The organism is Flavobacteriales bacterium, assembly GCA_016715895.1.
In the GTDB taxonomy this organism is placed as follows: domain Bacteria; phylum Bacteroidota; class Bacteroidia; order Flavobacteriales_F; family PHOS-HE28; genus PHOS-HE28.
Map to the genome: position 1 here is coordinate 1,292,539 of JADJXH010000004.1, position 18,748 is coordinate 1,311,286.

Genomic DNA, 18,748 nt, shown 5'->3' on the forward strand with positions numbered 1-18,748 from the left:
GGATGGCCAAGCTATCCCCACCCCCCGGCGGCACCAACGCGAACGTGATGAACGGCTCCGGAAGGGACGGACAGGGACGAACGGTTGGGATGGCCGGGAACGGAGGAAGGCCCCGAAGGGCCTTCCAAGCGTTCGGTGGGAGGGGGAAGGGACCTAGCCGAACGTGAACGTGAAGCCGTTGACGGTGACCGTGACGGTGCCATCGCAGGAGCCATTGCCGAAGTCGACGTAGCGGGTGGCGAGCCCCTGCGGGGTGATCTCGAGCGTGCCGCTCACCACATGCCAGCAGCCCACCTCCACGCGCAGGGCCTGGGTGATGGTGAGGGTGTAGGGCACGCCGTTGCGGTTGGTGCCGCTGCCGCTTCCGGTGATCAGGTACACATCGTCCCACGGGGTCATCGTCTCCTCGCCCTGGATCCAGGTGCGCACGCGGCTGGCGGTATGGGTGCTGGTCCACGCGTTGTTGGGGGCGGTGATGGTGCCGCTGACGGCGATGCTGAACTGGGTGTGACCATCGCCGTTGGGCCCCAGGTTCGTCACCGTCTTGCTGCCCTCCACCTTGTGGTCGTTCACGTAGTAGTCCTGCGGGGTGATGGTGATCACGGTGCCCACGGCGCGGTAGGGGCCGGTGAAGGTCACGAGGATGCTGCCGCGGCGGGCCCGACCGTCCTGCCAGGTGCAGTTCACCGGTCCGAAGTCGATCAGCATGGTGCGGGGCATCACGGTGGTGTCGATGACGATGGTGTCGATGCAGGCGTCCATCATGCCGCGCACACCGCCCTCTTCGGCGGCCTGATCGGCTTGCTTGAGCATGTCATTGAACATCGATTCGGCAAGGCTGTTGTCGATCGCGGCGGTGTAGTCGTTGTTCACCGGATCGGTGGTCTCCTTGCGGCAGGCGGTGAGGGCCAGCAGGGCAAGGGCGGAGGTGGCGAGCAGGTGGCGCTTCATGTCGGGTGGGTTGGTTCGTCCTTAGGACCGTATAACGGGATCCTGGTTTGATCCGTTCATGCCCGGCCCTCCTCCCGCTCCAGCCGAAGGAAGGTGAACGCGTGGGCATGGCGCTCGTCGGCGGGGTGTTCCTCGCGCCACACCTCGCGCCAGCCGGGACCCAGCGGGGGGAAATGGGTGTCGCCGTCCAATTCGGCGTGCACCCGGGTGAGGTAGATGCGGTCCACCAGTTCCTTGGCCAGGGCCTCGCGGTAGAGCTGGCCGCCGCCGATGAGGAAGGCTTCCTGTTCCCCCAGCCCACGGGCGTGTTCCAAGGCGGCCTCCATGCTGCCCACCACCGCGGCACCGGGCGCGTCGTAGGCCGGGTTGCGGCTCACCACGATGTTGGTGCGGCCTTTGAGCGGGCGGTAACGCGCGGGGATGCTCTCCCAGTTCAGGCGGCCGGTGATGACGCAGTGGCCGCGCGTGGTGCGCTGAAAGAAGGCCATGTCGTCCGGCAGGTGCCAGGGCAGGTCACCCTCGCGGCCGATGACCCCGTTGGCGCTGACGGCGACGATGGCACTGACGATCATACGGCGACCTCGGCCTTGATGTGCGGGTGCGGATCGTAGTCCTTCAGGGTGAAGTGCTCGAAGCGGAAGGCGAAGAGGTCGGTGATGCCGGGGTCCATCTCCATGCGGGGCAGGGGCCGTGGTTCGCGGGTGAGCTGCAGGCGGGCCTGGTCGATGTGGTTGGTGTAGAGGTGCACATCGCCGAAGCTGTGGACGAACTCACCGGGCTTCAGGCCGCAGACCTGGGCCACCATCTGGGTCAGCAACGCGTAGCTGGCGATGTTGAAGGGCACACCGAGGAAGACGTCGGCGCTGCGCTGATAGAGCTGGCAGCTGAGCTTCCCTTCGGCCACGTAGAACTGGAACATGGTGTGGCAGGGGGGCAGGGCCATGCGGTCCACGTCGGCGGGGTTCCAGGCGGTGACGATGAGGCGGCGGCTGTCGGGGTTGCGCTTGATCTGTTCCACCACGTTGGCGATCTGGTCGATCACGCGGCCATCGGGGGTGTGCCAGCTGCGCCACTGGTAGCCGTACACCGGCCCAAGGTCGCCGTTGGCATCGGCCCATTCGTCCCAGATGCGCACGCCGTTGTCGCGCAGGTACTTCACGTTGGTGTCGCCGGCCAGGAACCACAGCAGTTCGTGGATGATGCTCTTGACGTGCAGCTTCTTGGTGGTCACCAGGGGGAAGCCCTCGGCGAGGTCGAAGCGCATCTGGTGGCCGAAGCAACTGAGGGTGCCGGTGCCGGTGCGGTCGTGCTTCTTCACGCCATGGTCCAGGATGCGGCGCAGGAGGTCGTGGTAGGGCTGCATGTGCCGCGAAGTTAGCCCAGGCCGTAACCCGAGGTGGATGAAGGGGGCTCCTCGTCGTTCGGGTCGGGTGCGGGCGGTCGTTTGGTGCCGTTGCGCGCGGACGGTCCGCCGGCGCTGTCCTTGCCGTTGTTGCCCGGCAGCGCGGCGAGAAGCCGGAGCTTCATGCGCTCATAATAGCTTCTGCGGTCGATGCCATGGCTGATGAGGTAGGCCACCATGGCGGCGTACATCAGCTGGAAGATCACGCTGTGGCGGTCGGTCATTTCCAGCACCAGGATGGCACTGGTGAAGGGGGAGCGCGATACCCCGGTGAGGAAGGCGGTCATGCCGGCGAGCACCAGCACGTTGAACTCACCCCGGCTGGGTTCGAACCATTGGGCGATCCATCCCCCGATGGCGGCGCCACCGGCGAGGCTGGGGGCGAAGATGCCGCCTGCCCCGCCCGCGCTGAAGCTCAGCAGTGGCCCAAGCACGCGGGCGATGATGTCGCGCCATCCAGGGTCCACCCGGGCATCGAAGAGGTAGCTTTCCAGAAGGTGTTTTCCGCTGCCCAGGGCGAAGGTGCCCACGAACTTGACCGTGAGGGCGAAGGCGAGCGCGCATCCCACGGCGAAAAGGGCCTGTGCCCCGGGCCCCTTGAGCGATCTGCGCCACTTGTCGAACAGCAGCAGGGCCTTGCAGAACAGCGCTCCGGCGGCTCCGGCGCTGAGGCCGATGGCCAGCACCTTGTACATGAAGCTGAAGCCGACGGGTTCCAGCTTGGGATAGCCCAGAAAGAGATAGGGTCCCAGGATGAGCTGGGCGGTCATGCCGGCCAGGATCACGGCGGTGAGGACGGCGGTACGGAACTGGGCGATGTGGGTGCGGGTGAGCTCCTCCACGGCGAACACGATCCCGCCCAGCGGGGTGTTGAACGCGGCGCTGAGGCCTGCCGCACCACCGGTCACCATCATCACCTTGCGGCTCACCTTGGGCCAGAAGGGAGGAAGCAGCTTGTGCACGGTGCGGTACACGCTGCCGGCGATCTGGAGGGTGGGACCTTCGCGGCCCACGGCACCACCGCCCATCACCATGGCCAGGCTGCTGGCGATCTTCACCAGGATGATGCGGACGTTCAGGAAGCGCCAGCTGCGGTCGGTGGCCTTGTCGTTGGCCACCTCGATGGCGGCCATGAGCTGGGGGATGCCGCTGCCCCCGGCCATGGGGGCGAAGCGCCGCACCAGCCACCAACTGAGGAGGAAGGAGAGCGGTGCGCTCACAAAGATCCAGTCGGGGTGCAGGCCGATGACCCAGGTGTGGACCTCCTCCACCAGGCCGAAGAGCTTGGCGTAGCCCACGGCGATGAGGGCGGTGATCACCGCGGCCACCTGGTAGGGCAGGGTCAGGAGCGTGAGCTCCTTCATGCGGCTGTTCATCACCTTCCGGCCCAGCCAGGCGAAGGACGAGGTCACCTGCCGTTGCAGGCGCTCGATCAGGCGTGAAGGGGAAGGTGGCGGAGCGGACGGCACGCCGCAAAGGTGGCCCGCTTCAGCGCCAGGCCAGCGCAGCGGATGAGGGTGCTACCAACAACGCGGCATGGACAGGGCCTCATTCGGCGCCCACGCGCTGCAGGTCCACCAGCACGTACCGGTAGGTGGTCCCCCGGTCATAGGCCTTCAGCAGGGCGTGTGTCCCGTCATGATCGAACACGGCGGTCATGGGGCAGGCGGCCAGGCCGCCCTCGGGCATCCAGGCGGTGCCCTGGCGCACCACCTCACCGCTGCGGTCGACGCGCACGGCCTTCAGCACGCCGGGCTCGGGCAGCGGGGCCTTGCCGTCGCCTTCGCCTCCGCTGGCCAGGATGCCGGCGAGCCCCTTCGGGGTGTGTCCGTACACCAGGGTGATCCCGTCGGCATCCAGCCGCAGGCCGGCGGACTCGTAGGCCTGACCAGCGGTGGTGAGGTAGGCCCGGTCGAGGGTGCGTTGCCAGCGCACCGTGTCGGTGGCGTCCAGGTAGCTGGCGCGCAGCATGCCGCAGAAGTGCCGCATGGCGATGGCATCGCCCACGGGCAGCTGGAACTCATTGTCCACGAAGGCCTCCAGGAGCACGGTGCCACCATCCCACGCGGGCAGCAGGGTCACCACCTCGTCGGGCAGCTTGGCGCGCACGGAAGCGGCCTTGTTCGGATCGCCGTCCACACTGCCGAAGGCCGTGAGCTTCGCTTTGCGCACGCCGGCCAGGCGCTGATCCACCAGCGGGGTGGGCTTCAGCTTGGGGTCCTGCGGATCGAAGGTGACCACCTGGCCGGGGATGCCGGTGAGGGCGCCGTAGCGCAGGGCCAGGGTGATGCGTCCGTCGGTGCGTTCGCAGAAGCGCGCCGTGCTTACAAAGTCCTTGTCCACCAGCACGTCCTTCACGGTGCGGCCCTGGTCGCTGATGGTGGTGAAGTGCAGCTCGTGGCAGTTCTTGTCGCCCATCTGCTCCTGCTCACAGCGGAACACATAGGCGAGCAGGAGCACGCGGCCGTCGTTGGTAAGCGCCATCTGGTGGATGCGGGCCTGCTCGGCCGGCCAGGGCAGGGTGGCCACGGCGCTCCATTCCTCGCGCAGGTCGCCATCCAGCATGGCCATCCACAGCTGCTTGCCATCCTTGCCCTTGCTGGTGTACATGTTCAGGAGCTGGTGGGCGCCATCGGGGGAGCGGAGCAGGCGTTCGCTGTGCGCGCTGGTGAGGCCGAGGCTGAAGAGGATGGGGTCGGGCAGCGGACGCCGGGCGAGGCTGCTGGCGGGGTCCACGGCCCAGGCGTGGCCGAAGGAGGTGATGCGGCGGAAGCCCGAGAGCGCCAGCGGAGAGCCGCCCACGGTGGCCACGCCGAGGTCGGCGCCCTTCTTGCCGGGGCTCAGGAGCAGCACCTCCATCACGTCGCCGCGCAGCACCGGCATCACGCCGTTCCACTTCACGCCGTCCAGCAGCACGTCCTTCAGCACCACCTCCTCGGCGGGCTTCAGCTGGGCGTCCAGGCGCACCACCTTGTGCGCGGGACCTTCCTCCAGGTAGAGCAGCGCGTGTCCATCGGCGGGCAGCAGCCCGTCCACCACGGCGTGCTGGTCGCCCTGGGCGTTCTTGAAGCTGCGGGTGAAGGGTTCGCCGACGCGTGCGGCGGGCTGGGAGCAGGCCGCCACGGCGATCAACAGGGCGGCGGACAGGAGCAGGATGCGGGTCATGGGAGGAGGACGCAGGGAAGGCGCTCGGGTGGCCGGGGCTCCTAGATCATCATGCCCACGATGGTGGCGCTGAGCAGGCTGGCGAGGGAGCCGCCGAGCAGGGCGCGGAACCCGAACTCGCTGAGCCACTGCCGGCGGCCGGGGGCCAGCGAGCCGATGCCACCGATCTGGATGCCGATGCTGGCGAAGTTGGCGAAGCCGCAGAGCATGTAGGTGGCCATCACGATGCTGCGCTGGTGGGCGAAGGAGCCGGCCGCCTTCAGCTGGGCCAGGCTCTCGTAGCCCACGAATTCGCTGGCGATGAGCTTCTCGCCGACGAGCCGGCCGGCCAGCGTGATGTCCTCGGTGGCCACACCCATCAGCCACATCAGGGGTGCGAAGGTGTAGCCGAGGATGAACTCCAGCGAGAGCCCCTTGAAGTTGCCGTGTGAGATGCCTGCGATCCAGGCGTTCATTCCCGTGGCGGCGCCCACTTTCAGGAACACATAATTGAACAGGGCGATGAAGGAGAAGAACACCAGCAGCATGGCGCCCACGTTGGCGGCGAGCTTGAGGCCTTCGGTGGTGCCATTGGCGATCGCGTCCAGGAAGTTGCTGCCCACCTGGTCCATGCCCACGCGCAGCTGGCTGTCGAAGGCCTCGGTCTGCGGGTAGAGCACCTTGGCCACCACCACGGCGCCGGGGGCGGCCATCACGCTGGCGGTGAGCAGGTGCTTGGCGAAGAAGAGCCGCTGCACGGGATCATCGCCGCCCAGGAATCCCACGTAGGCGGCGAGCACGCCGCCGGCCACCGTGGCCATGCCGGCCACCATCACCAGGAAGATCTCCGACCGGTTCATCTTGTCCAGGTACGCCTTCACCATCAGCGGGGCCTCGGTCTGGCCGAGGAAGATGTTGCCCGCGGTGCTCAGGCTTTCGGCGCCGCTCAACCGCATGGTCCTGTTCAGCGCCCAGGCCAGCGCGTACACCACCTTCTGGATGACGCCGAGGTAGAAGAGCACGCTGGTGAGCGCGCTGAAGAAGATGATGGTGGGCAGGATCTGCAGGGCGAAGATGAATCCGAAGCTCTGCACGTCCATGAGGTCGCGGAACAGAAAGGTGCTGCCGGCCTTGGTAAAGTCGAGCACCTTGACGAACATGCGGCCCACGATGTCGAAGGCGAACTGGACGGCGGGCACGTAGAGCACGGCGAGCGCGAGCAGGAGCTGGAAGGCGAGGCCGATGCCCACCACCTTCCAGTTCACCTGGCCGCGCCGGGCGCTGAACAGCCAGGCGATGGCGATGAGGGCGGCCATGCCGAGCAGGCCGCGGCCGATGCCCATGGCGCTGGGTCCGGTGAGCGGTGCGGGTCCGCCGTTCTGCGCGGCCAGGGGCAGGGCGGTGAGCAGCAGGAGGGCTGGTGCGGCCAGGGAACGCGGGGTGATGCGGTGGGTGAGCATGCGGTCAGGGTTTGCCCAGGTGCAACAGGTTGCGGCGGATCCAGCGCGGCAGGAGGATGGCACCGGCCAGGATGTAGGGGTAGTAGCTGATGAGGCGCCACAGCAGGGCCAGCGCGGGGGCCAGGCCCAGGGGGATGAACATGCCCAGCAGGTCGTTGAACAGGAACTCCGCCAGGCCGCTGCCGCCGGGGGTGGGGCTCACCAGCACCAGGATGCCCATGATCACCTGCTTGCCGAAGAGCAGCAGGTCGTCCACCGGCTGGCCGTCACGGAAGGCGTGCACCAGGCAGTTGACGATGCTGTAGCGGGCGGTCCAGCTGGCGAAGGTGGCCAGGAGGGCGGGCCACCAGTAGCTCCAGCTTTTGCTGCGCAGGCCGGTGGCGGCGGTGATCAGCTGGTCGCCCGTGGTGACGGCGTTGCGGCGCCAGCGCTTCAGGACGGGTATGCTGAAGAGGCCCACGAGCCAGCGCTTCACGATCACCGGGTTGATGAAGAGGGCGTAGGCCACGAAGAGCTTGTAGGCCAGGATGATGATGTAGACGGCCCAGAAGGCGAGGAACACGCTGCTGCCCCACACGCTGGTGCCCACGCCCACGCCGCTGAAGAGCGCGTCCTGCCCCACGAGCAGCACCATCAGCGGGGCCATCACCGCCAGGAAGATGCCGTCCAGGAAGCTGGTGAAGGTGATGACGGTGATGCTGCGCCCGGTGTCGACGCCTTCGCGGCTGAGGATGAAGATGGCGAAGAGGAAACCACCGCCGATGAGCCCGGGCGCCAGCGCCGAGCTGAACTCCCAGAGCATGATCACCACGAAGGTGCGCCACCAGGTGAGGCTCCGGTCGGTGAGGTGGCGGATGCGCACCATGTACGCGTAGTCGCGCACCACCACACTGCCGAAGGCGAGCGCGATCCACAGGGTGCTCACCCAGGTCCAGCGCACACCGTCCAGCGCGCTGAGGTCGCTGCCGCGGAAGATGAGGAAGGCGGTGATGCCCAGGCCGATGAAGACCGGCAGCAGCACCTTGCCCAGGCTGAAGGAGCGGAGGAAGGAACGGACGTCGTCCGACATGCGGCGGGCTTGGGGACGGCGAGGGTCCTAGGGCTCGGGGTCGTTCTCGCTGTAGCTGTCCGGCTCGGGCTTGGGCGGGGTGGTGAGCACCCGGAAGAAGAAGTAGGCCATGAAGCCCGTCACGGTGAGCACGGCGGCGAGCATGAGGATGAGCGCGGAGGTGTTCATGGCGTGCGCGGATCAGACCAGGCCGTGGGCGTGGCGTTTGCGTTTCAGGTAGGCCTTGCGCACCAGCAGGGCGATGCCGAGGTAGAGCCCGAGCAGCAGCAGGCGTGAGGCGTGCAGGTAGGGGCTGGCCGGTGCGGTGATCTTCTCCCAGATGCCCGGAAGGGAGCCCAGGAAGACCACGGCCAGGATCGCCGGGGTCACGTACTTGATGATGAAGCGATAGACCGGAGGCGGCCGCAGGTCGGCGCCCAGGTTGATCTCCGCCCAGCCCTTGTCCATGCCGAACACCCAGGCGAACAGGATCACCTCGAAGAGGGCGAACACCACCAGGCTCACCGTTCCGGCCCAGTAGTCGTACTCGTCGAACACCCCGTGCTCGAAGAACAGCACCGTGGGCAGGCCGAGCACGAGCACCACCAGGCCGAACATCCAGGCGGAGGGGCCGCGCTTCCAGCCGAACTCGTCCTGCAGGAAGCCCATCACCGGGGTGCCCATGGCCAGGCTGCTGGTGATGCCGGCGAAGAAGAGCAGGCCGAACCAGCACACGCCGGCGATGGCCGACAGCCAGGGCCCCCACTGCGTGAACAGGTAGGGGAGGGTCTTGAAACCGAGGCCCAGCCCGCCGGTGGCGGTGAGCTCCTTCACCTTGTCGATGCCCAGGTAGCCGATGGCGATGGGGATGATGATGGCGCCGCCCAGCACCACCTCGACGAACTCGTTCATCCAACCGGCGCTCATGGCGTTCAGGGCGATGTCATCCTTCTTGCGCACATAGCTGGCATAGCACTGGATGCTGCCCATGCCCACGCTGAGGGTGAAGAAGATCTGCCCCGCCGCGGCGAGCCACACGCTGGGCTTCCAGATGCTGCTGTAGTCCGGCGTCCACAGGAAGTTGAGGCCCACCGTGCCGTCGTTCACCGCACCGTGCTCACCGGCTTTCAGGGTCACTCCACGGATGGCCAGGAAGAGGCCGAAGATGATCAGCAGGGGCATGCCCACTTTGGCCATCTTCTCCACCCCGCCACTGAGGCCGCGGCTCAGGATCCACGTGTTCAGCAGCAGGCAGAGCAGCCAGAACCAGATGGCCTCGTACGGGATGCCCGTGGTGCTGACCCCGATATCGACGTAGCTCGTGAAGAAGGCCGCGACCCCGTCGGCGCCCATGTCCAGAAAGGTTCCGGAGATGCTGTGCCAGATGTAGCTCAGCGTCCAGCTCTCCAGGTAGCAGTAGTAGGCCGCCACGGCGATGTTGGTGAAGATGCCGAACACGCCCACGTACTTCCACAGCGCCCGCTTGGGGTCCATGTTGTGCAGGATGAAGGGGGTGCTGTGGTGGCCCGAGCGCCCGCCGAAGCGGCCCATGCTCCATTCGATCCACAGCAGGGGGATGCCCATCAGCAGGAAGCAGACGAGGTAGGGGATGATGAAGGCGCCGCCGCCGTTCTGGATGGCCTGCACGGGGAAGCGCAGGAAGTTGCCCAGCCCCACGGCATTGCCCGCCATGGCCAGGATGAGCCCCACGCGCGAACCCCACGATTCGGTCTTGGACATGCGGTCGTGTTTCGTGGGCGACAAGATAGAAGTTCGGTCCAACGGCGCCCGGTCAGCGTGATCGCACCGCTCCACATTGGCCACCAGCTTCCAGCTCGCGCACTTCTCCACTTCCGCAGCCGGCCTCAGCGGATGCGGGCCCGGATGCCCACGCGCCTCAGTTCGTCTGCTCCCTCCGCTTGATCTCGTCGCGGATCTTGCTGGCGCGCTCGTAATCCTCGTCGTGCAGGGCCTTCTCCAGCAGCTCCTTCAGCTCCTCGATGCTGCTGGCCTTGATGCCCTTGGCGGGTTTGCCGCGCTCCACGGGTTCGGCGGTGCCCTCCTCCTTGCCCTCCTCGCCCTCCTCCACCTTCAGCCCGGCGGCGCCCATGATGAACTCGTACGTGAAGATGGGGCACTGGAAGCGCAGCGCCAGGGCGATGGCATCGCTGCTGCGCGCGTCGATCTCCACTTCATGGCCGTTCTGCTCCAGCACCAGCTTGGCGTGGAAGATGCCCTCCACCAGGTCGTTGATGATCACCTCCTTGAGCCCCACGCCCAGGGTGTCGCTCAGGTTCTTGAACAGGTCGTGGGTGAGGGGGCGGGCCGGCTTGATGTTCTCCACTTGGATGGCGATGGCCTGGGCCTCCACCCCGCCGATGATGATGGGCAGACGCCGCTCGCCCTGTGCCTCCGCAAGGATCAGCGCGTAGGCACCGGCGTGCGTGTGGCTGTAGGTGATGCGCAGGAACTTCAGCTCGACCTTGTCCATCCTCTCCGTGCGGGGCCGTGAAGATAGGGAGGAGCAGCCAGTTGGTAATTCAGGAGCAGGCCGTGGGCCGTTCAACTCGCGGTGGGCCACTGATATTCCCGCGAGGGAGGTGTTCGGGGCGGCCACAGGATGTGCCGCTGTTCGCAATGGCGCACCACCTGCCGGCCCTCACCTACTGCCAACTACCAACTGCCAACTGCCAACTGCCTACTGCCCCATCGACCTCAACGCTCCGCGTTCAGCTTCTTCGCGGCATCGATGAGCTTGGGCAGCACCTCGAAGGCGTCGCCCACGATGCCGTAATCGGCCGCTTTGAAGAAGGGGGCCTCGGGGTCCTTGTTGATCACGCAGATCACCTTGCTCTGGTTCACCCCGGCCAGGTGCTGGATGGCGCCGCTGATGCCGATGGCGATGTAGAGGTTGGGCCGAATGGCCACGCCGGTCTGGCCCACGTGCTCGTGGTGCGGGCGCCAGTGGTCGTCGGCCACCGGGCGGCTGCAGGCCGTGGCGGCGTTCAGCTCGCGGGCCAGCTCCTCGATGGGTCCCCAGTTCTCCGGGCCTTTCATGCCGCGACCGCCGCTCACCACGCGCTCGGCCTCGGGCAGGGGGATACCGGCGCCGGCCTTACGGAGCTCCTTCACGGTCACACGCGCCGCGCCCAGGTCGCCGCCGAACTCCTCCACGGTGGCGGGGCTGCCGCCGGAGGTGATGGGCACGCTGTTGGGGCTCAGGCTCACCACGCGCACGGGGCTGCCCACCTCCACGAAGGCGCGGGCCTTGCCGCTGAACACATTGCGGCGGAAGCGCCCGCCCTCGGGCAGTCCGGTGGCACCGGCCACATGGCCGGCCTTCAGACGCGCGGCCACACGCGGCGCCACGGCCTTGCCGGTGGCGTCGGCCACGCACACGATGGTGGTGGCACCCGTGGCTTCGGTCACCGCACACACCAGCCTGGTGAGCTGCTGGCCGTCCACGGCCTTCACGTTGCGGGCCACGATCACCTTGGAGGCGCCATTGGCGCCAAGCGTCTCGAGTCCTTGGGCATCGCCGAACGTCACGGCGGTCACGGGTCCACCGGCCAGCTGGCTGGCGTAGGTCACCGCCTCCTGGGCGGCCTTGGGGAGTTTCTCCCCCCGGGTGTCGATGAAGACGATCGTGCTCATCTGGGATCTTCGTATTGAGGGCCTGCCCCACGGGCCGGCTTCGCGTTCATTTCTTCGGTTGCTCTCTGCGTCTTTGCGCCTCTGCGGCCTTGTCCGCTCAGATTACCTTGGCCTCGGTGTGCAGCAGCTCGATCAGCTTGCCGGCCTCCTCGGCGGGGATGAGCTTCACCGCGCCCTTGGCCGGCGGCAGCTCGAAGCGCACGGTGGCGGCCAGCGCGGCCTGCCCGGTGGCGGGCACCACGTGCAGGGGTTTGGTGCGCGCGGCCATGATGCCCCGCATGTTGGGGATGCGCTGCTCGGCCATGCCCTTGGCGGCACCCAGGACGCAGGGGAGGGCCACCTCCAGCACCTCCACACCGCCCGGGACGTCGCGTTCCACGGTGGCCGTGCCACCGCTCACCTCCAGCTTGCTGGCCAGGGGCACGTAGGGCAGGTCCAGCAGTTCGGCCACCATGGCGCCCACCTGGCCGCCGTTGTGATCGATGGTCTCCTTGCCGGCCAGCACCAGATCGAAGCCCTTGTCCTTGGCGTAGGCGGCCACTTCCGCAGCCACCTGGTAGGCATCCTCCGGGCGGGCGTCCACACGCACCGCCTCGTCGGCGCCGATGGCCAGGCCTTTGCGGATGGTGGCCTCGGTGTCGGCCGGGCCCACCGTGATGGTGATGACGCTGCCGGTCCCCGCCGCCTCCTTCAGCTCCAGGGCGCGCACCAGCGCGTACCACTCATCGTAGGGGTTCACGATGAAGGTGACGCCGTTGCCGTCGTACTGGGTATTGTCCGCAGTAAAGGCGATGCGGGCGGTGGTGTCGGGCACCTGGCTGATCAGGACGAGGATCTTCATGATCGGGGAACGTTGGCGCCGGGGGATGGTTCGGAGGGAAGCACCCGCGGCGGGGCGCGAAAGTAAGGAGCGACCGATCCATGGGGACGGCTAACTTCCCGCCACGAACCGGAACGATATGCGAACCTTGAGCTTCATCCTGGCCGCGCTGGTGCTGCCCCTGCTGGTGCCTGCGCAATTGGTCATCCAGAACGCTCTGGACTTTGATGGCATCAACGACAAGGCGCAACTGGACAACGCTTCGGCGCTGGTGGCCGGTGCGGCGGGCATGACCCTGGCCTGCCGGGTGAAGCCGCGCAACACCGCGCCGGCCTTCCCCGATCTGGACGGCTTTTGCGGCATCCGCAACAACGTGGATGCGGACCTTTATTTCATCCAGGTAGGGGCGCAAGCGGTGGAGGGGCGGTTCCGGAACAGCGGTGGCGTCGACTTCACGATCACCGCACCGGTGCTCAAAGTGGGCGCCTGGCAGTATCTCGCGCTCACCTACGATGGTGGCACCCTCCGCATGTACCACGATGGCACGGAGGTGGGCAGCATCGCCGCTTCCGGCACCATCACCAACATGGCAGAGCCCCTCTATCTGGGCACCCTGCCCTTCCAGTTCACCGACTTCTTGTTCAATGGCGTTCTGGATGAGGTGATGCTCTGGGAGCGGGCCCTGTCCGCCGAGGAGGTGCGCTGCCTGGTGAGCGCTGCCATCGACTTCACCGACCCGGCCCTGCTCGTCCACTTCGATATGGATCAAGGCACGCCGGGAGGCAACAACACGGCCATCACGGCGGCGATCGACGTGGAGGCCGGGGCCCAGGCGCCGCTCACGGGCTTCGCGCTCAACGGCCCGGGCAGCAACTTCGTTTTCGGGGCCGAGTGGGGCTATGTGCAGGAGCTCACCCTCTGCCAGGGGGAGACCTACGACTTCGGTGGAACCCTGATCGACACCGCAGGCACATTCGTGAACACGTTGCAGGGGGCCGTGTGCGACAGCATCATCACCCTGTTCGTGGACGTGACCCCGGTGGACGTATCGGTGCTCCAGTTGAACGCGAACCTGTTCGCGCAGGCCACCAACGCCACCTTCCAATGGCTCGACTGCGGCAATGGCTTCGCACCGGTGCAGGGTGCCGTGGCCTCGCAGTTCACCGCCACGGCCAATGGCCAGTATGCGGTGCAGGTGACGCAGAACGGGTGCACGGACACCTCGGCCTGCTACGCGGTCACCGGCGTGGGCATCGTGGAGGAGGGGGCCCAGGGCGGGTTGCGGTTGGAAGGCGATCCGGCCGGCGATCAGGTGGTGCTCGTGAGCGGACGATCGACCACGACGACCTACCGGGTGATCGACGCCACGGGCCGGGTGATGCGGCAGGGGAGGCTGGCAGGTGTGCGCACGGTGATCGGGCTCCAAGGCCTGGCGGCCGGTCCCTACATCCTGGCGGTGGACCTGCCGGGGCGGCCGGTGGCGCTGCGCTTCACGCGGCCGTGACCGGGGCGACCCGGCGCGGCCTACTTTTGGGGCCCATTTCCACGTCCATGCGCACCATTCAGTTCCGCGAGGCCCTCAACGAGGCGATGTCCGAGGAGATGCGCCGCGACCCTTCGGTCTTCCTCATGGGCGAGGAGGTGGCCGAGTACGACGGCGCCTACAAGGTGAGCAAGGGCATGCTGGCGGAGTTCGGTCCCCAGCGCGTGATCGACACGCCCATCAGCGAGCTCGGCTTCACGGCCATCGGTGTGGGCGCCGCCATGAACGGCCTGCGCCCCATCGTGGAGTTCATGACCTGGAACTTCGCCATCCTGGCCAGCGACCAGATCATCAACCACGCCGCCAAGATGCTGCAGATGAGCGGTGGCCAGTTCCACATCCCCATCGTGTTCCGCGGGGGTAATGGCAGCGCCGGACAGCTTGCCGCCACGCACAGCCAGAGCTTCGAGGCCTTCTATGCCAACATCCCCGGGCTGAAGGTGGTGACCCCCAGCAACCCTTACGACGCCAAGGGCCTGCTGAAGAGCGCCATCCGCGACGACGATCCCGTGCTGGTGATGGAGAGCGAGCGCATGTACGGCGACAAGGGCGAGGTGCCCGATGGCGAGTACCTCGTGCCCATCGGGTTGGCGCACGTGGCGCGCAAGGGCACCGACGTCACCCTCGTGAGCTTCGGCAAGATGATGAAGGTGGCCCTGGCCGCGGCCGAGGAGCTGGCGAAGGAGGGCGTGAACGCCGAGGTGATCGACCTGCGCACCATCCGCCCGCTTGACACCGCCACCATCCTGGCCAGCGTCCAGAAGACCAATCGCCTGGTGGTGGTCGACGAGAACTTCCCGATGGTGAGCATCGCCAGCGAGGTGGCCTACCGCGTGCAGAAGGACGCCTTCGACTTCCTCGATGCGCCCGTGCTCCGCGTGAACCAGGCCGACACGCCGCTTCCCTTCAGCCCGCCGTTGATCGAGGCCAGCCTGCCCAACCCCGCCCGCGTCATCGCCGCCGTGAAGGAGGTGATGTACCTGCGGAAGTGAGGGGAGTGACGATCGCTCACGCGCAAGGCCTGCGCACGGAGTGGCGAGGAGCGAGTGAGGAGTGACGAGTGCCTGCGCACCTATCCAGCGCGCCGATCGGCGAGTGGATGCCGCCGGCCCGTGTCTTTGGCCCTGGTGGGTATTTCACGCGCCACTCGCTGTTCGCCACTCCGTCAGGACTTTTCTAATTTCGCGGCCCTCTTCCGCCCAGTGGGGATGGAAGGCGCTGACGGACAAGACCATACACAACACAGAACGAGATGGGAGTTGAACTGATGTATTACCTGCCCGTGCTGGGCGTGGTGGGCCTGGTGGTCATGGTGGCCAAGGCCATGTGGGTGAGCAAGCAGGACGCCGGCGATGCCAACATGCAGGAGCTGGCCGGTTACATCGCCAAGGGAGCCAGCGCCTTCCTGAAGGCCGAGTGGAAAGTGCTCGGCATCTTCGCAGTGATCGCCTCGGTGCTGCTGGCCTGGAGCGGTACGCTGGTGGAGCACAGCGACTGGGTGATCGCCGTGGCCTTCCTGATCGGCGCCTTCTTCAGCGCCTTCGCGGGCTGGATCGGCATGAACATCGCCACCAAGGCCAACGTGCGCACCACACAGGCCGCACGCACCAGCCTGGCCAAGGGCCTGCAGGTGAGCTTCAACGGCGGCACCGTGATGGGCCTCGGCGTGAGCGGGCTGGCGGTCGTGGGCCTCAGCGTGCTCTTCATCGTGTTCTACAAGATGTACGTCAGCGGCGCCAGCCCCAACGGCGAGGAGATGATGAAGGCGCTGGAGGTGCTGGCGGGCTTCAGCCTCGGCGCCGAGAGCATCGCGCTCTTCGCCCGTGTGGGCGGTGGCATCTACACCAAGGCCGCCGACGTGGGCGCCGACCTGGTGGGCAAGGTGGAGGCCGGCATCCCCGAGGATGACCCGCGCAACCCGGCCACCGTGGCCGACAACGTGGGCGACAACGTGGGCGATGTGGCCGGCATGGGCGCCGACCTCTTCGGCAGCTACGTGGCCACCATCCTCAGCACCATGGTGCTGGGCCGCGAAGTGGTGAGCGCGGACAACTTCGGCGGCATGGCCCCGATCCTGCTGCCCATCCTGATCGCCGGCCTCGGCATCCTCTTCAGCATCATCGGCACCTTCTTCGTGCGCATCAGCAAGGACACCGACAGCGTGATGGCGGCGCTCAACAAGGGCAACATCGGCTCCATCCTCCTCACGGCCATCGCCAGCTTCTTCGTCATCGGCTGGATGCTGGCGGAGACCATGACCTTCCAGCGGGGCGAAGTGGTGCTGCAGATCGAACGCATGAACGTGTTCTACGCCATCGTGCTCGGCCTGGTGGTGGGCTTTCTGATGAGCTACATCACCGAGTACTACACCGCCATGGGCCGCAAGCCGGTGGACAGCATCGTCCAGAAGAGCGGCACGGGACACGCCACCAACGTCATCGGCGGTCTGGCCGTGGGCATGGAGAGCACCTTCCTGCCGATCCTGGTGCTCGCTGCGGGCATCTTTGGCGCCTTCCAGCTGGCCGGCCTCTACGGCGTGGCCATCGCCGCCGCCGGCATGATGGCCACCACGGCCATGCAGCTCGCCATCGACGCCTTCGGCCCCATCAGCGACAATGCGGGCGGCATCGCGGAGATGAGCGGCCTGCCCAAGGAGGTGCGCGAGCGCACCGACATCCTGGACGCCACCGGCAACACCACGGCCGCCACCGGCAAGGGCTTTGCGATCGCCTCCGCCGCGCTCACCGCCCTGGCGCTCTTCGCGGCCTACGTGGGCCTCGCTGGCATCACGGCCATCGACATCTACAAGGCCGACGTGCTGGCCATGCTCTTCGTGGGCGGCATGATCCCCTTCCTGTTCAGCAGCATGGCCATCAGCGCCGTGGGCAAGGCCGCCATGGACATGGTGAAGGAGGTGCGCCGGCAGTTCCGCGAGATCCCCGGCATCATGGAGGGCAAGGCCAAGCCGGAGTACGAGAAGTGCGTGGCCATCAGCACGCAGGCCAGCATCCGCGAGATGATCCTGCCCGGCGCGCTGGCGCTGCTGAGCCCGGTGATCGTGGGCTTCGCCTTCGGACCCGAGGCGCTCGGTGGCCTGCTGGCCGGTATCACCGTCAGCGGGGTGCTCATGGGCATCTTCCAGAACAACGCCGGTGGCGCCTGGGACAACGCCAAGAAGAGCTTCGAGAAGGGCGTTGTGATCGATGGCCAGACCTACAAGAAGGGCAGCGACCCCCACAAGGCGGCGGTGACCGGCGACACCGTGGGTGATCCGTTCAAGGACACCAGCGGTCCTTCGATGAACATCCTCATCAAGCTCACCTCCATCGTGGCGCTCATCATCGCTCCGCACATCGCGGAAACCGGTCACCACGCCGCTACGCCCGCACCGGTGATGCAGAACATGCCGGCTGGCAGCAGCGATGCCAGCCTGCCCGAAGCGCCATCGAAGGATCACGTGTCCGCCGCGCTCGACCTCGGCCACCGGTTCTGATCGTCCGTCACCTCGAACGAAGAACCCCGGTCCTTGGGCCGGGGTTCTCATTTCCCACGAACATGAACGACCACAACCGGTTCACCGATGACGCGTTCGTCGCGCAATTCACCAACTGCACCCTGGCACCCGCGCTGTTCACGCACGAAGCGCACTTGCGGCTTGGCTGGATCATGGTGCGTTCGCATGGAACTGAGCGAGCCGGTGAGGTCCTCTGCGATATGATCGCACGCTATGCCCGTGCGTTGGGCAGGGCGGAGAAGTTCAACCTTACGATCACGATCGCCTCAACGCGCATGATCGCCCACTTCCTTGCGCGTTCAAGCGCAACGGACTTCGCCTCCTTCATTGCGGAATTTTCCAAGCTCCGCAGCAACTTCCAGGATCTGCTGGACGCGCACTACAGCGGCAGGGTGTATGCAAGCGACCTGGCCGCGACCCGTTTTATTGAGCCGGACCTGCGACCTTTCTGAGCTGAAGGGTCAGCGCTTCTTCGCAGTGGCCTTGGCCGGGGCTTTGGCGGCCGCCTTCGCGGGCTTCGCGTGGCCGTTGGTGGAGGTCGTCTCCGCCGGGAAGAGGCCGTGGATCTCCGCGTCGATGGACTGGATGATCTTCCCCAGGTCGTCCGGCTTCACATGGAAGGCGTTGTCATCCACATCAATGATCAGCAGCTTGCCTTTGTCGTACGTGCTGATCCAGGCCTCGTAGCGCTCGTTGAGGCGCTTGAGGTAGTCGATGCTGATGCCGTTCTCATACTCGCGGCCGCGCTCGGCGATCTGCTTCACGAGGTTGGGCACACTGGCGCGCAGGTAGATCAGCAGGTCGGGGGGCATGATCGCGCTGTCCATGTTCTGGAACAGGCGGAAGTAGTTCTCGAAGTCGCGCGTGGTCATCAGCCCCATCGCGTGCAGGTTGGGGGCGAAGATGAAGGCGTCCTCGTAGATGGTGCGGTCCTGGATCACGCTGCGGCCGCTGCGGCGGATCTCCAGCAGCTGCTCGAAGCGGCTGTTGAGGAAGAAGATCTGGAGGTTGAAGCTCCAGCGCTGCATGTCCTTGTAGAAGTCGAACAGGTAGGGGTTGTTGTCCACGGCCTCCTGCAGCTGGTCCCACTTGTAGTGTTTGGCCAGGAGCTGCGTGAGGGTGGTCTTGCCCGAACCGATGTTGCCGGCGATCGCGATGTGCATGATGAGTCGGTGCTGAAGCGGGATGGCGAAGATATCCGCCTCCTGCTGC

The 18,748-nt window shown here is 66.7% G+C and carries 17 protein-coding genes; 4 read left to right on the forward strand and 13 right to left on the reverse strand.

Going from position 1 to position 18,748, the window contains the following annotated elements; genetic code table 11:
• Positions 1 to 153 precede the first annotated feature (153 nt).
• The 12 genes from IPM49_14215 to IPM49_14270 all read right to left on the reverse strand — a co-directional run bounded on the left by IPM49_14215 (position 154) and on the right by IPM49_14270 (position 12,500).
• Positions 154 to 951 (reverse strand): hypothetical protein, encoded by a 798-nt coding sequence (locus tag IPM49_14215; GenBank protein ID MBK9275677.1) that lies wholly within the window; start codon positions 949 to 951, stop codon positions 154 to 156.
• 56 nt (positions 952 to 1,007) lie between these two features.
• On the reverse strand, positions 1,008 to 1,523 hold the full coding sequence (locus tag IPM49_14220; GenBank protein MBK9275678.1) for a dihydrofolate reductase: 516 nt from the start codon (positions 1,521 to 1,523) through the stop codon (positions 1,008 to 1,010).
• Complete coding sequence (locus tag IPM49_14225) at positions 1,520 to 2,314, reverse strand: thymidylate synthase (protein ID MBK9275679.1); 795 nt, start codon at positions 2,312 to 2,314, stop codon at positions 1,520 to 1,522. Before IPM49_14225 ends, IPM49_14220 begins: the two co-directional genes overlap by 4 nt.
• 11 nt (positions 2,315 to 2,325) lie before the next feature.
• Positions 2,326 to 3,822, reverse strand: a complete 1,497-nt coding sequence (locus tag IPM49_14230) for a chloride channel protein (GenBank protein ID MBK9275680.1) — start codon at positions 3,820 to 3,822, stop codon at positions 2,326 to 2,328.
• Between the two features lie 79 nt (positions 3,823 to 3,901).
• On the reverse strand, positions 3,902 to 5,518 hold the full coding sequence (locus IPM49_14235; protein ID MBK9275681.1) for a hypothetical protein: 1,617 nt from the start codon (positions 5,516 to 5,518) through the stop codon (positions 3,902 to 3,904).
• 41 nt (positions 5,519 to 5,559) lie between these two features.
• The gene (locus IPM49_14240) at positions 5,560 to 6,957 is read right to left on the reverse strand and encodes a Na+ dependent nucleoside transporter (protein MBK9275682.1); all 1,398 of its coding nucleotides are present in this window, start codon (positions 6,955 to 6,957) and stop codon (positions 5,560 to 5,562) included.
• A 4-nt stretch (positions 6,958 to 6,961) separates the two neighbouring features.
• Complete coding sequence (locus IPM49_14245) at positions 6,962 to 8,026, reverse strand: flippase-like domain-containing protein (protein MBK9275683.1); 1,065 nt, start codon at positions 8,024 to 8,026, stop codon at positions 6,962 to 6,964.
• Between the two features lie 27 nt (positions 8,027 to 8,053).
• A complete protein-coding gene (locus IPM49_14250) occupies positions 8,054 to 8,194 on the reverse strand; it encodes a hypothetical protein (GenBank protein MBK9275684.1) in 141 nt (46 codons plus the stop codon).
• A gap of 12 nt (positions 8,195 to 8,206) precedes the next feature.
• Positions 8,207 to 9,745, reverse strand: coding sequence for a sodium-dependent transporter (locus tag IPM49_14255; protein ID MBK9275685.1), 1,539 nt, complete (start codon positions 9,743 to 9,745; stop codon positions 8,207 to 8,209).
• 157 nt (positions 9,746 to 9,902) lie between these two features.
• Positions 9,903 to 10,496: a bifunctional nuclease family protein gene (locus tag IPM49_14260; protein ID MBK9275686.1), complete on the reverse strand. Its 594-nt coding sequence runs from the start codon at positions 10,494 to 10,496 to the stop codon at positions 9,903 to 9,905.
• 224 nt (positions 10,497 to 10,720) lie between these two features.
• Positions 10,721 to 11,659 carry an electron transfer flavoprotein subunit alpha/FixB family protein gene (locus tag IPM49_14265; GenBank protein MBK9275687.1) on the reverse strand — a complete coding sequence of 313 codons (939 nt, stop codon included), beginning with the start codon at positions 11,657 to 11,659 and terminating at the stop codon, positions 10,721 to 10,723.
• A gap of 97 nt (positions 11,660 to 11,756) precedes the next feature.
• Positions 11,757 to 12,500: an electron transfer flavoprotein subunit beta/FixA family protein gene (locus IPM49_14270; protein ID MBK9275688.1), complete on the reverse strand. Its 744-nt coding sequence runs from the start codon at positions 12,498 to 12,500 to the stop codon at positions 11,757 to 11,759.
• 118 nt (positions 12,501 to 12,618) lie between these two features.
• On the opposite strand from IPM49_14270, the gene IPM49_14275 reads away from it, so the two are divergent.
• The 4 genes from IPM49_14275 to IPM49_14290 all read left to right on the forward strand — a co-directional run bounded on the left by IPM49_14275 (position 12,619) and on the right by IPM49_14290 (position 17,988).
• Positions 12,619 to 13,983 carry a LamG domain-containing protein gene (locus IPM49_14275; protein MBK9275689.1) on the forward strand — a complete coding sequence of 455 codons (1,365 nt, stop codon included), beginning with the start codon at positions 12,619 to 12,621 and terminating at the stop codon, positions 13,981 to 13,983.
• Positions 13,984 to 14,030: 47 nt separating this feature from the next.
• Positions 14,031 to 15,014, forward strand: a complete 984-nt coding sequence (locus IPM49_14280; protein ID MBK9275690.1) for a pyruvate dehydrogenase complex E1 component subunit beta — start codon at positions 14,031 to 14,033, stop codon at positions 15,012 to 15,014.
• A 260-nt stretch (positions 15,015 to 15,274) separates the two neighbouring features.
• Positions 15,275 to 17,515 carry a sodium-translocating pyrophosphatase gene (locus IPM49_14285; GenBank protein MBK9275691.1) on the forward strand — a complete coding sequence of 747 codons (2,241 nt, stop codon included), beginning with the start codon at positions 15,275 to 15,277 and terminating at the stop codon, positions 17,513 to 17,515.
• A gap of 62 nt (positions 17,516 to 17,577) precedes the next feature.
• A complete protein-coding gene (locus IPM49_14290; GenBank protein ID MBK9275692.1) occupies positions 17,578 to 17,988 on the forward strand; it encodes a hypothetical protein in 411 nt (136 codons plus the stop codon).
• Between the two features lie 9 nt (positions 17,989 to 17,997).
• On the opposite strand, the gene IPM49_14295 is transcribed toward IPM49_14290, so the two are convergent.
• Positions 17,998 to 18,699, reverse strand: a complete 702-nt coding sequence (locus IPM49_14295; protein ID MBK9275693.1) for a deoxynucleoside kinase — start codon at positions 18,697 to 18,699, stop codon at positions 17,998 to 18,000.
• Between the last annotated feature and the right edge of the window lie 49 nt (positions 18,700 to 18,748).

Bases quoted from the DNA above. Each gene is read 5' to 3' on its own strand.
- IPM49_14215 (MBK9275677.1), bottom strand. From the start codon at position 951: ATGAAGCGCCACCTGCTCGCCACCTCCGCCCTTGCCCTGCTGGCCCTC.
- IPM49_14280 (MBK9275690.1), top strand. From the start codon at position 14,031: ATGCGCACCATTCAGTTCCGCGAGGCCCTCAACGAGGCGATGTCCGAG.
- IPM49_14235 (MBK9275681.1), bottom strand. From the start codon at position 5,518: ATGACCCGCATCCTGCTCCTGTCCGCCGCCCTGTTGATCGCCGTGGCG.
- IPM49_14255 (MBK9275685.1), bottom strand. From the start codon at position 9,745: ATGTCCAAGACCGAATCGTGGGGTTCGCGCGTGGGGCTCATCCTGGCC.
- IPM49_14290 (MBK9275692.1), top strand. From the start codon at position 17,578: ATGAACGACCACAACCGGTTCACCGATGACGCGTTCGTCGCGCAATTC.
- IPM49_14250 (MBK9275684.1), bottom strand. From the start codon at position 8,194: ATGAACACCTCCGCGCTCATCCTCATGCTCGCCGCCGTGCTCACCGTG.
- IPM49_14270 (MBK9275688.1), bottom strand. From the start codon at position 12,500: ATGAAGATCCTCGTCCTGATCAGCCAGGTGCCCGACACCACCGCCCGC.
- IPM49_14225 (MBK9275679.1), bottom strand. From the start codon at position 2,314: ATGCAGCCCTACCACGACCTCCTGCGCCGCATCCTGGACCATGGCGTG.
- IPM49_14265 (MBK9275687.1), bottom strand. From the start codon at position 11,659: ATGAGCACGATCGTCTTCATCGACACCCGGGGGGAGAAACTCCCCAAG.
- IPM49_14295 (MBK9275693.1), bottom strand. From the start codon at position 18,699: ATGCACATCGCGATCGCCGGCAACATCGGTTCGGGCAAGACCACCCTC.
- IPM49_14240 (MBK9275682.1), bottom strand. From the start codon at position 6,957: ATGCTCACCCACCGCATCACCCCGCGTTCCCTGGCCGCACCAGCCCTC.
- IPM49_14245 (MBK9275683.1), bottom strand. From the start codon at position 8,026: ATGTCGGACGACGTCCGTTCCTTCCTCCGCTCCTTCAGCCTGGGCAAG.
- IPM49_14260 (MBK9275686.1), bottom strand. From the start codon at position 10,496: ATGGACAAGGTCGAGCTGAAGTTCCTGCGCATCACCTACAGCCACACG.
- IPM49_14220 (MBK9275678.1), bottom strand. From the start codon at position 1,523: ATGATCGTCAGTGCCATCGTCGCCGTCAGCGCCAACGGGGTCATCGGC.
- IPM49_14285 (MBK9275691.1), top strand. From the start codon at position 15,275: ATGGGAGTTGAACTGATGTATTACCTGCCCGTGCTGGGCGTGGTGGGC.
- IPM49_14275 (MBK9275689.1), top strand. From the start codon at position 12,619: ATGCGAACCTTGAGCTTCATCCTGGCCGCGCTGGTGCTGCCCCTGCTG.